Origin of the sequence: Halalkalibacter krulwichiae, assembly GCF_002109385.1 — a bacterium.
Lineage (GTDB): Bacteria > Bacillota > Bacilli > Bacillales > Bacillaceae_D > Halalkalibacter > Halalkalibacter krulwichiae.
On record NZ_CP020814.1, the window covers coordinates 1,402,201 to 1,415,109 of the forward strand.

10 protein-coding genes and 1 pseudogene are annotated in these 12,909 nt (G+C 37.5%); 9 read left to right on the forward strand and 2 right to left on the reverse strand.

The window, feature by feature from the left end; all coding sequences use genetic code 11:
- Positions 1 to 65 precede the first annotated feature (65 nt).
- From BkAM31D_RS07250 to BkAM31D_RS07280, 7 genes and pseudogenes are all read left to right on the forward strand, one after another.
- The gene (locus tag BkAM31D_RS07250; protein ID WP_066152574.1) at positions 66 to 566 is read left to right on the forward strand and encodes a CBO0543 family protein; all 501 of its coding nucleotides are present in this window, start codon (positions 66 to 68) and stop codon (positions 564 to 566) included.
- 276 nt (positions 567 to 842) lie between these two features.
- The gene (locus tag BkAM31D_RS07255) at positions 843 to 1,949 is read left to right on the forward strand and encodes an iron-containing alcohol dehydrogenase family protein (protein ID WP_085449753.1); all 1,107 of its coding nucleotides are present in this window, start codon (positions 843 to 845) and stop codon (positions 1,947 to 1,949) included.
- Positions 1,946 to 2,761 (forward strand): MetQ/NlpA family ABC transporter substrate-binding protein, encoded by an 816-nt coding sequence (locus BkAM31D_RS07260; RefSeq protein ID WP_066152568.1) that lies wholly within the window; start codon positions 1,946 to 1,948, stop codon positions 2,759 to 2,761. The genes BkAM31D_RS07255 and BkAM31D_RS07260 overlap by 4 nt, the downstream gene beginning before the upstream one ends.
- A gap of 57 nt (positions 2,762 to 2,818) precedes the next feature.
- Positions 2,819 to 3,832, forward strand: coding sequence for a methionine ABC transporter ATP-binding protein (locus tag BkAM31D_RS07265; protein ID WP_066152565.1), 1,014 nt, complete (start codon positions 2,819 to 2,821; stop codon positions 3,830 to 3,832).
- 1 nt (position 3,833) lies between these two features.
- Positions 3,834 to 4,505 (forward strand): methionine ABC transporter permease, encoded by a 672-nt coding sequence (locus BkAM31D_RS07270; RefSeq protein WP_066152561.1) that lies wholly within the window; start codon positions 3,834 to 3,836, stop codon positions 4,503 to 4,505.
- Between the two features lie 15 nt (positions 4,506 to 4,520).
- Positions 4,521 to 5,624: an alpha-hydroxy acid oxidase gene (locus tag BkAM31D_RS07275; RefSeq protein WP_066152558.1), complete on the forward strand. Its 1,104-nt coding sequence runs from the start codon at positions 4,521 to 4,523 to the stop codon at positions 5,622 to 5,624.
- A 128-nt stretch (positions 5,625 to 5,752) separates the two neighbouring features.
- Positions 5,753 to 6,606 (forward strand): annotated as a pseudogene (locus BkAM31D_RS07280) (HAD family hydrolase).
- A gap of 64 nt (positions 6,607 to 6,670) precedes the next feature.
- Here BkAM31D_RS07280 and BkAM31D_RS07285 read toward each other — a convergent pair.
- Entirely contained in the window at positions 6,671 to 8,233 is a 1,563-nt protein-coding gene (locus BkAM31D_RS07285) for a glucose PTS transporter subunit IIA (RefSeq protein WP_066152555.1), read from the reverse strand.
- A gap of 211 nt (positions 8,234 to 8,444) precedes the next feature.
- Here BkAM31D_RS07285 and BkAM31D_RS07290 point away from each other — a divergent pair, with 211 nt between their 5' ends.
- On the forward strand, positions 8,445 to 9,659 hold the full coding sequence (locus BkAM31D_RS07290) for a helix-turn-helix transcriptional regulator (RefSeq protein ID WP_066152552.1): 1,215 nt from the start codon (positions 8,445 to 8,447) through the stop codon (positions 9,657 to 9,659).
- Between the two features lie 105 nt (positions 9,660 to 9,764).
- Here the strand turns inward: BkAM31D_RS07290 and uidA are convergent, their stop codons facing one another.
- On the reverse strand, positions 9,765 to 11,570 hold the full coding sequence (gene uidA, locus BkAM31D_RS07295; protein ID WP_066152549.1) for a beta-glucuronidase: 1,806 nt from the start codon (positions 11,568 to 11,570) through the stop codon (positions 9,765 to 9,767).
- A 349-nt stretch (positions 11,571 to 11,919) separates the two neighbouring features.
- On the opposite strand from uidA, the gene BkAM31D_RS07300 reads away from it, so the two are divergent.
- On the forward strand, positions 11,920 to 12,759 hold the full coding sequence (locus tag BkAM31D_RS07300) for an ion transporter (protein WP_066152545.1): 840 nt from the start codon (positions 11,920 to 11,922) through the stop codon (positions 12,757 to 12,759).
- Positions 12,760 to 12,909 lie beyond the last annotated feature (150 nt).

The following is a 12,909-nucleotide window of genomic DNA, read 5'->3' on the forward strand; positions in this document are numbered from 1 at the left end:
CACTTTGTAGATCTTTTGGAAAAGGAAGAAATCTCATTTGGCGCAATTGTAATTGGGGGATAGAAATGTCAAGTAAACGAACCAATAATCTCATTGTTCTCGGTGCCAGTTCAATGATGCTAATTTTATTAGCTAAATATGTGCCACGCAATAGAATGAGGGAAGCGCATATTTCTTTCTTGTTTCAACAAGTGATTACGTGGTTCTTTGGGTTGTTGGTTGTAGAGTTAGGCTTAATCAAATATCCGTACCGAATCTTCTTTAAGAAAGCAAACAAATCAAGCTTTGTATTTGAATTTTTTATTTGTCCAGCAATAACCGTCTTATTTAATCTTTATTATCCGGATAGAAGAAGCCGATTTAAAAAAGCCATATATATATTTGCTTATAGTGGAAGCATTACTTTCATTGAGATCTTTATTGAGAAATACACAGATTTAATTAAATATAAAAAATGGGCCTGGTATTGGAGTTTTATTACTCTTTCAATGACGTATTATCTTTCTCGCCTTTACTATAGATGGTTTACAAAGGTTTCAGCAGAGCAAATAATTAAAGAAGGATAGCCTGACTAAGATAATGGTCGGGCTATTGTAATTGATTTTCATTTGGTAATAAATTCAAAAATTTTCCTGATATAGAAGTATTCATGAAATCGTTTTATAAAGGCTTATTCTACCAGGCAAAAAGGTTAATTTATCCCTTTTTAAAATTTTTTGAAAAAACTAATTGTATTATTTGCAACTTTTTCTTATAATGTGAACAATGAGTTATAACCAACTAAATTTCTTGGTTTTTTCTGCTAATGTTCTAAAGAGACATAGAAAAGGGGGAATTAGTAGATGAAGTCAATAAGAGTACAAGCGTCACCAAGTTATTATGCTTGCGAACTTGGCGTGTTTGACCAATTAGAGAGTCTGATCATTGAGGGTAGAAGAGAGAAGGCATTGTTTGTACATGGCGAAAAGTCGTTAAAGGCTGCAACGTCCTATTTGCCTCCCTTTAATAAAGTTGATGTAGTTTTTAACCAATATCGTGGTGAGTGTTCATTAGAAGAAATTGCACGCATAAAAGAGAGGGCGCATGAGGACCAGTGTGATGTGGTCATTGGTCTTGGTGGTGGAAAAGTTCTCGATTTAGCCAAGGCAGTGGCTAATGAGTTAGATGTTCCAGTTATATTATTGCCTACACTTGCTTCTCAATGTGCTGCATGGACGCCCTTAAGTGTCATTTATACAGAGTCAGGCGATTACGTGAAGTATTGCCAGTACTTGAAGAATCCTTGGATTGTTCTAGTAGAACCAGCGATTATTGCGGCTTCACCTGCCTCCTATTTACGTGCTGGAATCGGTGACACATTAGCGAAATGGTATGAAGCGAGAGCATTAACTAAGCATTTGGATGACATGCGAGTGCCTATACGTCTATCGTTACAAGCTGCTTCCCTTTGTCAGGAACTACTTCTGAAGGAAAGTGAAGACGCGTTAGAAGCATTGAGTAAGAAGGAAGTAACACCAGCTTTATTGAAGGTCATTGAAACGAATATTGCTGCAGGTGGACTTGTCGGCGGGCTTGGTGATAAGTTTGGAAGAATTGCAGCGGCTCATTCGATCCATAATGCACTTACACAATTTGAAAGTACACATTATTATCTTCATGGAGAGAAGGTTGCTTATGGTATTCTCGTTCAATTGGCACTAGAAAAAGAATTGAAAGATTTACAAACTCTATTAGTCTTCTTTAAAAAAATAGGATTGCCAGTTTCTTTAAGTGAGCTTGGTCTTGAGACAAACGAACAGACTTTAGAGAAAATAGCGTTGCATACATTACATCCAAATGAGTCAATCCATTTTATGGGGAATCATTTGCAACAGAAGATATTGTTCGCGGGATTGAAACCGTGGAATCATATAAAAACAATATATAAAGAGAAGGGGAGAGAAATATGAAGAAAGTACTTATTACAGCATTAACAGCGTTGTCAATGATTGGTCTTGCTGCTTGTGGCAGTGGAGATTCAACTAGTGGGGAATTATCAGAAGATCTATTAAAAGTTGGGGTAACAGCTGGTCCACATGAGCAAATCATGGAAAAAGTGGTTGAGTTAGCAGCTGAAGAAGGTCTTGAGGTTGATATGACGGTATTTACTGAATATGTAATGCCTAATGTTGCTCTTGATGAGGGAGAACTCGACATTAACAGCTTCCAACATAAACCATACTTAGATAACTTTAAAGAAGAGCGTAACTTAGATTTAATCGAAGTGGCGACAACAGTTAACTTCCCGATGGGAATTTACTCGATAGGGTTAAGTGATGTGGCTGAATTACAAGAAGGCGATAAAGTAGGGTTACCGAATGATCCTACGAACGGTGCACGTGCTTTAATTTTATTTGAAGAAGCTGGATTACTTACGCTTGACCCTGAGGCAGGAGTTACAGCGACAGTCAATGACATTACTGAAAACCCGTATAACCTAGATTTCATTGAATTAGAAGCTTCACAGATTCCTAGACAATTAGATGAATTAGCAGCTGCAGCGATTAACACAAACTTTGCGATTGAACATGGATTTGTTCCAACAGAAGACTCAATTTTCATTGAGCCGAGTGATTCTCCATGGGTGAATGTACTAGCTGTTCGTACAGAGAACAAAGATGATGTAGTTGTCCAAAAGTTTATTGATATTTACCATTCCGATGAAATTAAACAATTCATTGAAGAGCAATTTGAAGGTTCAGTTATAGCTTCATGGGAATAAAAATTGTGAGCGGGTGACGAAGAGTCACCCTCTTTTTCTATTAAGGAGTTGACGAATATGATCGAATTAAGACATGTCTCAAAGACTTTTACGTCAAAAAAAACAATGGTTACAGCTTTAGATGATGTTTCACTACATGTTAAAAAAGGTGAGATTTATGGTGTGATCGGTTACAGTGGTGCAGGGAAAAGTACGCTCATTCGTTGTGTGAACATGCTTGAGAAACCGAGTGAAGGTGAAATTATTGTAAATGGTGTTACAATGACTGGTTTGTCACAAAGCAAACTTCGTGAAGCACGGCAAAATATTGGGATGATCTTTCAAGGGTTTAATCTTTTAAAAACAGCAACGGTATACGACAACATTGCTATCCCTCTTAAACTAACAGGAATTCCTAAAGCTGAAATAGATGGGAGAGTTAAAAAATATTTAGAAGTTGTTGGGTTAGAACAGAAAGCTGATTCTTATCCTGGCCAATTATCAGGTGGACAAAAACAAAGAGTAGCCATTGCACGAGCACTTTCACATGAACCAGATGTGCTGTTAAGTGATGAAGCGACAAGTGCCTTAGATCCTGAAACGACAGAATCAATATTAAATTTATTAATGAAAATCAATAAAGAGTTTGGTATTACCATTCTATTGATTACACATGAGATGCATGTTGTTCAAAAAATCTGCGATCGAGTTGCAGTAATGGAAAATGGGAAAGTCATTGAAGAAGGAAATGTTATCGATATTTTTTCGAAAGCGAATTCGAATACAACGAAGAAATTTATCAACAGTCTATTCCCTGAAGATATACCAGCAGAAGTTTTTAATTCAATTAGTGAACAAGGTCCTGTGATTCGTTTATCCTTTGTTGGTCATTCAACGGGAAAGCCTGCATTAGCTGAAGTAGCAAAGAAATTTGATGTTTATACAAATATTTTATCAGGAAATATTGTTCAATTGAAAAATGAACCATATGGGCGGATGGTTGTTCACTTACAAGGAATCAAAGATCAAACCGATGCATCAATTGCTTATTTAGAAGCAGAGGGTGTTCATGTAGAAAGGGTGAATAGATAGGATGTTACAACTTACCGAATTCTTTGATCGTTGGGGAGATCCAATTTGGAAAGCAACAATTGAAACATTTCAGATGGTTTCCATCTCACTTATTATTTCCATTTTAATCGCCCTGCCGTTAGGTACGCTGTTAGTTTTAACAAGGCCAAATAAAAGTTTAGAAAATAAGTATGTGTACCAAGGTCTCAATATTGTCATTAATGTCATTCGCTCGATTCCGTTTATTATCTTACTGTTCTTTATTTTACCTTTTACAAAATTTATTGTAGGGACATCGATGGGAGTAAAAGGGGTTATCGTTCCTCTTGTAGTCTATACGGCTCCATACATTGCGCGTCTTATGGAATCAGCATTGCTAGAAGTTGATAAAGGTGTCCTTGAAGCGTACGAAGCAATGGGAATCAAAACGCAACATATCATTTGGCACGTAATGGTTCGCGAATCACGTCCTTCACTTATTCTAGGTCTTGCGATCGCAACAATTGGATTAATTGGAGCGACGGCAATGGCTGGCTTAGTTGGTGCTGGTGGTTTAGGAGATTTGGCGTATCGCTTTGGTCATTTACGTTATGAACCGGAAGTCATGTATGCAACCGTCATTATCTTAATTATCCTCGTTCAGGGAATTCAATCAATCGGCAACCGCGTTGCAGCAAGATTGAAGAAAGACTAGAAGGAGGAAGGGAGAATGTCAGGAAACATTCACTTCAGGTCACCAGAAGAATGGGAACGAGTCGCGAAAGATTATTTAGACAAAGGGGCGTTTGAATACATTCAAAGTGGAGCTGGAGCAGAGGAAACATTATTGGCTAATGTGCGTAGTTTGAAGAAATGGACAATTGTCCCGCGCGTGTTGCGAGACGTATCGGCCATTGATGTTACACAACGAATTGTTGGTGTCAAAGCTCCTGTTCCCTTTGCGCTTGCTCCGGTAGGGTTTCAAACAATTGTTCACCCGCAAGGTGAGTTAGCTTCAGCAAGAGCTGCCGCTGCCCATAATGTTCCTTTTATTGTAAGTACAGTATCAAGTTATTCGTTAGAAGAAATTGCTGAGGTAATGGGAGACTCTCCACGTTTTTTTCAGCTATATTGGCCAAGTGATGATGAAATTGCGTTGAGTTTTGTGAGACGAGCAGAAGAGAATGGATACTCCGCCATTTTTGTCACTGTTGATACACCGATGCTTGGCTGGAGAGAGCAAGATAAACAAAATCAGTATTTTCCGTTACGAAATGGACAAGGATTAGGTAATTACTTAGCTGATCCTGTGTTCTTACAGAAAGCAACAGTGACTAAAACGGAAGATGCGATTAAAGAAGTAGCTTCCCGCCTTTTTAACGCAACCTTAACGTGGGAGCATCTAAAGTGGCTTCGCGCTCAAACGAAGCTACCAATTGTTGTTAAAGGAATTGTTCACCCAGAAGACGCTAAGCTAGCTGTTGAATATGGGGCTGATGCCATCGTTGTTTCTAACCATGGTGGCAGACAGTTAGATGGTTCAATTAGTAGCATTGATGCGTTGCCAGCCATTGTTGAAGATGTAAAAGGAGAGGTTGAGATTCTCTTTGATGGTGGAATTCGTCGAGGCACAGATGTAATAAAAGCACTTGCACTTGGTGCTGATAGTATTCTACTTGGACGATTGTTCGTATACGGCCTTGCAAATGGACAAGCAGGAGTAGAGAAAGTCATAACACAATTAAAAGAAGAAGTAGAAATAGCCTTGGCTTTAACGGGGGAAACGAAGATTCGTTCGTTACAATCAGGGGTAGTGCGAAAAGTAACAAATTAATAATAAGTTTCTTAATCCCCGGTGCTTAATGTGCTGGGGATTAAGCATGATAAGAATGATGTTTATTGAGATGATGGAAAGCTAAGTGTATACTGGCTTAATAACTTGTTTTATGTAGGAGGAAAATAATGATAGAAAAGGTAAAGGCTGTATTCTTAGATATGGACGGGACAATCTTGAATCATCAAAATGAGGTGAGTATTCACACAAAAGAAATAATTGATGAGTTACGAAGCAAGGGGCTCTATGTTTTTATTGCGACTGGAAGAGCATTTGATGAGGTTTGGGAGCTTGTCCCATCAGGTTTTCAAGTTGATGGTGTTGTGACATCAAACGGAATGGCTGGTTATGTCGGGCAAGAAGTTATATTTGAACATTCACTGTCTCGTGAACTGGTTGACTTAATTATTGAGAAAGCAAGAGAAAACAAAGTGTATTATGAACTTTTTCCATACGGAACGGAGCGGGTCACTTTACGAGAAGACAAATCCTATGTTGAACATGAAATTAGAGATCCTAAGCCAGAAGGGGTCGGAATCAATGAATGGAGTTCAAGGAAAAAGGCGATTAGGGAAGAAATTGATTGGAAAGAAAAAATTGAAGAAGGTCGATTTTCGAAGTTTTATTTTTTCGCTAGGACGCAAGAGCATATCAATAAGTGGAAAGAGGTCCTTGACCAATTAAAGGAACAAATAGATTTTACGACTTCTGTATCCTCCTTACATAACGTTGAAGTGATGGTGGCTAATGTTAATAAAGCAACAGGAATAAAACAGATTATCGATCACTTTGGCTTTTCTGAGTCAGAAGTAATGGCAATGGGGATAGTGACAATGACTTGCCAATGTTGAAGCTGGTTCATTACCCTGTGGCAATGAAAAATGCCCTAGATTATGTGAAAGAAGTCGCTAAAGACGTGACTGATTTTACTTGTGATGAGGACGGAGTTTATCATTATTTGAAACGAAAATTTGAACTATAAAATAGTGAAAGGGGTGTCTCGAAAGGTCTAAAACAGACCTTATGAGACACCCTCTTCTTTGTAATTAAACGGTTAATTTTAATAACTTACTTTTTGAGTCTACCGAATCATGTTTAAGCGATTCTACCTCTTGATACTCATTTGTATTAGTGATGACTACCGGCGTTGTTAATTGATAACCTGCAGCTTTAAGTTCATCTAAATTAAATTCAATCAGTAAGTCACCTTGTTTGACAGAATCCCCTTGTTTAACGTGTTGCGTGAAGTATTTTCCTTTTAATTGAATCGTGTCGGTGCCAATGTAGACTAAGATTTCTGCCCCGTCTTTTGATGTAATGCCGATAGCATGTCCTGTTGGAAATAAAGTAGTGACGACTCCATCAACTGGAGAGAATACTTGACCGCTATCTGGTTCAATGGCAACTCCTTTTCCAACCATTTCTGTTGAAAAAAGTGGTTCATTCATTGTGTGTAATGGCACAACTTTTCCTTGCATCGGACTTGTAATGGTTTCAGGTTTTACCCCAAATAATAGTCCATTTTCGTTCTTTTTTTCTGATTTGTTCTCAAAGCCAAAAATGAAAGTTAAGAGAAACCCTATGATACAAGCAGTACTAACTCCGATAATGTATAACCAGATTGGAGTAAAAGCAGGAATAGATAACATACTTGGTAATACAAAAGTATTCATGACTATTCCCATACTGCCGTTAATCGCCCCGCCTATTGCTCCTGCTATTGCTACATAGATCATTGTTCTCCTAAAGCGAAGAATAATTCCATAGCTAATTGCATCTGTCGTACCAGCTAGTGCACCAGGAACGACTCCGCTTGCTGAAAGAGCTTTTAAGTCTGTATCTCTTGTTTTGAGAAAGACGGCTGCGCCGATTCCCACCTGTGCAAATGGTGCAGCAGCTGCCATAGCAATAATCGGATCAGGACCTGTCGCAAGGTTTGCTAGGGCAATAGGAACAATTGTCCAGTGTAAACCCAATATGTTTAAGAATGTCCATGCGCTTCCTAAAACAGCTCCAGCTAAAAGCCCACTTCTACTACTTAAAGAATCAATAATAGATGCAAGTCCTTCACCAAAAATTGTACCCACCGGTCCAAAGACGAGGAGCGTTAAAGGGACAAGCACAAGTAGAGAAATCATCGGATTGATAAACATTTGAATATCTTTGTAGATGATTTTCTTTAAGAGCCGCTCTAAGCCAGCATAAACAAACATGGCAATAAAAATGGGGAAAACAGTTGAAGAATAATTATTTAAAAGAACAGGCATCCCTAGAAAATCAATCGATTCAACGCCTCCCTCAACTAAATGGACGATATCAGGAGTGAAAAGCGATGCACCAACGGCACCTCCAACATAGCCACTGACACCGAGCTTTATCGCCGTTGAAACTCCTAAAAATACAGGCAAGAAATGGAAAACTGCGTTTCCTGCGGCTGATAAAACAATATAAGTTCCATCCCCTGGTGAAAGCCATCCTAGCATTGTTAAAACAGATAGGAAAGCCTTCAATAATCCAGCTCCGGCTAATAAACCGATAATCGGTGTAAAACTTCCTGAGATGATATCTAATGTTTTAGCCAACATGGTTTCTTTGTTTTGATTCTTCATAGGTTGTTCTCCTCTTTTATTAGTTTATAAAGAGCGCTTTCATTTTATTGAAAATATAGAATGCTCAAGTAAGAATATAAAAAGTAACGTTAATTGATAGTTGAAAGCGTTATTATGTTTTTATTATAATAAACAGAAAACAAGCTCGTTAGGATTATTATTACAATATCAGGACTGATAAATTGTTTTTTCTAATCACGGAGGAATTTGTATGAATGAGTCTCAAATCATTTCTACTTCAATGAAAATTCACTATATAACGAATTTAAATGTTTATGTTTTAAATCAGGACGGAGATCTCTTCTATGAAAACGAATCGATCTCTATTCCAATGTTTATGCCGGGAAATAATGCAGAAAATGTAAAAGCTTTATATGAAATAATGACGGAAGATGGTGAAGAAGAAATAGTCTATTCGTATATAAATGAATGGGGCTTACATTATTTTGGACGGAGATTTAGGGTGTTAGAGCAAATGTATACGATCATTATTGGCCCCTATTTTGAGCGAACACCTAACCATTATAGATTAACAATTGATTATCAATTAAGTAATGATCAAAGTCAGGATTTACGTGTAGTATGTGAGAAGGTTCATGTGTTATCAGGTGAACAGGCAAATAGTTTTGCTAGTGTTCTTGGTCAATTTAGGGCATTACTTGATCAAAAGCTACAAACAAAAATCATAGTTGCTGATAAAAACAAACGTTCAATAAAGGATCAAATGAATCATATTGATGAAGATGCAGAACTTGTAAATGTGCGCTACAAGATCGAGAAAGAATTTATATATGCGGTAGAACAAGGAGATAAGAAAACAGCATTAAAACTTATGAACTCAAGTAATATGTCAACACTATTTTCCTTTTCTGAACGATTTCCGAACCAACCGCTTCGTCGTCTGAAAAATTTAGCCATTGTTCTTAACACTTTGTTGCGAACAGCAGCTAGAACTAGTAAAGTTTCTTCCATTTTGATTCATCGAATCTCAGAGAAGTATGCTTTTGAAATTGAGCAAGCTAGCCAACTGACAACCCTTTACAAATTAGAAGAGCGGATGATAGAAGAATATTGTGATCTAATTTTGTCCAACTCATTGAAGAAGTACTCAACCTTAACGCAAAAGATCATTGAACATTTACTAAGTTCATACGACAAACCCTTAAATAAGGAAGAATTAGCGTCGATCTATCATACGCACCCAAGTCATTTATCAAGAAAGTTTAAGCAAGAGACGTCATATACATTATCTGGTTATCACCAAATGCTGCGATTAAACAAAGCGAAACATTTATTAAAGAATGAAAACCTATCGATTGAGGACATTTCATGGGTTGTAGGGTACGAGGACTCCTCTTATTTTGCGAGGGTGTTTAAGAAAGAGACCGGCATGACACCATCTCAATTTCGCGAGGAGGAGACGTAATGAAAATGAAGCGAGGGGAGGTGGCTCCATACAATCGTTCAAATGAAAAGAGGTTGTTCCAAAAGGACAATCGATCCTTCTGAAAACAACCTTTCATACTTTACATTAGTTTTTGTACCCGAAATCAGCGATGTTTTTCCAACGACGGCGTAATTCATGAGCGGCAGCTTTTGGCTTTCGGTCACGTGTAAACGTACCTTTTTTATTTCCTTGAACACGCATCGTTCCTTGGCTCGTAGCAAAGTCAGCAAAGTTCCAAACATGTTCTCCGATAAAATAATCAAATTCATCGAAGATTTCATGGTTAGCGCGTAGAAATTCGACTTGATATTCTTCGGTAAACATAACTGGGTCAATATCATGAAAGCCAGCTACGGTATCAGCGCCGTACTCGGTCATCATAATCGGTTTTCCTGGACAACGCTTGTCCCAATCAATCAATTCCTGACGTAAATGTGCTTTGGCGGATTCAAGATCTCCGCTGTCTACATACCAACCATAGTAACGGTTAATCGCAATGACATCGACAAGCTCAGCGATTTGATCTGTTTCCGGTGTTGCCATAATGAATAGAACAATCGTTACTGGACGCTTTTGCGGATCAAGCTCTTTTGTTAATTCAACAAGTGGTTTGAAATATTCGGCAGCCCCTTTTTCTTCAGTTGCTGCTTCATTTGCAATCGACCACATTACAACGGATGGATGATTCTTGTCGCGGGCAATTAAGTCTCGGATCACATCTTCGTGATGCTCAAATGTTTGAATCTCTTTCCATGTATCTCGTTTTTCTCCTTTTCCTAACCCAGATGTCGCCATGAAGTTAAGGTGAATTCCAACAGCTGGTGTTTCATCGATTACGACTAAGCCTTCGCGGTCTGCAAGACGCATTAGTTCTTCTGAGTATGGGTAATGGGCTGTACGGAAAGAGTTGGCGCCAATCCACTTTAGAATATTGAAATCCATTATATTAGAAGCTTCATTAAAGCCTCTTCCATTAATAGGAGAATCCTCATGTTTACCAAACCCTTTAAAGTAAAAAGGTTTATTATTAATTAGAAATTTTCCTTCGGTTACTTCCACAGTACGGACACCAAAAGGCTCTTCATATACGTCTACAATTTGATCATTTGAAAGCAACTCTATTTTTAAGTGGTACAAATAAGCATTTAATGGTTCCCATAGAGTGACATTTTCAATGTTCACGGAACCAGAAGCACCTTCATTTGATGCAACGATTTGCCCTTCTTCATCAATTACACTTACTTTTACTGTCGCGTCATTTCCTTGATAATCAACTTCATAATCAACCTTTCCGGTTGTGTTCGTATAATCTGTTACAACCGTGACATCGTTAACATAAGTAGTTGGAGTTGTATAGATTTTCACAGGACGATGCAAGCCGGCATAGTTAAAGAAGTCAAAATTTGGATTGTTTCGTACCACTTTCCCTAATCCTTTTTCTTCCGATTCACTGTAAAGACCGACTGGTAAAGTTGACTCATCTAAAATGTTGTCAACAGCTACGGTTACTCGATTTTTTCCTTCTATTAAATATTTATTAATTTCTGCTTCAAATGGTAGGAAGCCACCCTTGTGTTCAACTACGAGTTGACCATTTACATAAACAATCGCTTTATGAGTAGCTGAGCCAAATCGTAATACAATACGCTCATCAGATAGATAGTAGGGAAGAGTAAATTCTCGTTCATACCATACGTAACCAATGTGATTTCTAATTTCTTTTGTAACACCTATGTCATTATAGGAAGAAGGAACGGCCATTGGGATAGTTTCAGTCAGTTTTGTCTCAAACCACTTTTGCTCAAATCCTTTTCCATCATCTAATTTGAAATTCCATGTTCCATTTAAGTCGATAACACCACGAGTTTCTGTTGTAATAGGATATAACATAATAGCACTCCTTTATGAAGGTATACTCTATTTTTAACATAAGTAAAGCGATTTCATTAGGATAAAAATCGCATTTATAGGACTTTTTTGTCTTAGTTATACTGAAAAGCATAAGGCTGGGACTTCTAAAGCTTAAAGAGGAGTAGATGAAATGCCTGTAAGTTATGTGGAAAGAATCTTAGAGGGGCTGGAAGAACAATCCCTTATCTACTAATGTTCATTGTTTTGTCATAAATTACAAAGTAATATTTATAGCTATGAATCTCTCTTGAATCATGAACCTGATATAATAGTAAAATATGATGATTGATAAAACAGCAATAATAGAAGGGAGATGTAGGTTGCCGCAATGGAACCTTTATTAAAAGAAGAAACAAGTAATAATAATAATGATTCACTTAGAATGAAGATTAAGCAGTTAATTGAACATAAACACTTTCAGCCAATTGTGATTGCCATTATCTTATTGAATGGCTTGATTATTGTTGCTGAGACATATTTTACTGGTAACAATCTATTACTAGCATTAGATAGAATCATTGTTTGGATTTTTGTACTAGAGCTAATCATCAAAATTATTGGACTTGGGTTTAGAGGCTATTTTTCTGATCGGTGGAATATTTTTGACTTTAGTATTGTGATAGGAAGCATTGTCTTTTATGCGACACCTTTTGTTAGTGTCCTAAGGCTCATAAGGGTGTTACGTTTGATCAGAATGATACCAGCCATTCCTGCATTACGAAAAATCATTGATTCCTTAATGAAGTCTGTACCAGCATTAACAGGGATATTAGGATTGTCCATTTTGATCTTTTCTATTTATGCGATCATTGGGACAACCTTTTTCAGTGAAGTTCTTCCGTATGAGTTCTTTGGAAGCTTCCATACAGCCTTATTTACGCTCATGCAAGTTGTGACGTTTGAATCATGGGCAAGTCAGGTTGCAAGACCGATTATAAATGAAATTCCATGGGCTTGGGCTTATTTTGTTACCTTTATCATTATTGGGGCATTAGTTATTCTAAACTTAGTTGTTGCCGTTATCTTAAGCTATCTTGGTCAGGATGACGAAGCGAAACGAGAAGAACAGATGGACCGACTTTATAAGGAAAATCAAGAGTTAAAGCAAGACATTAAGGAGATTAAGCAATTACTTCTCGACACAAATAAAAAAAGTGCAAAGCATTAAATAACGTAAACTAGGGGTCGTCTCAAAAGGTTTGGTTTAACCTTTTGAGACGACCCTTTTTTGAGACAGCTCTTGAATTAAATCGTGAAATATAAATTCACTTAATAATAGAAATAAAAGAGGATTGAGGCTCTTACTTTCCTCAATCCT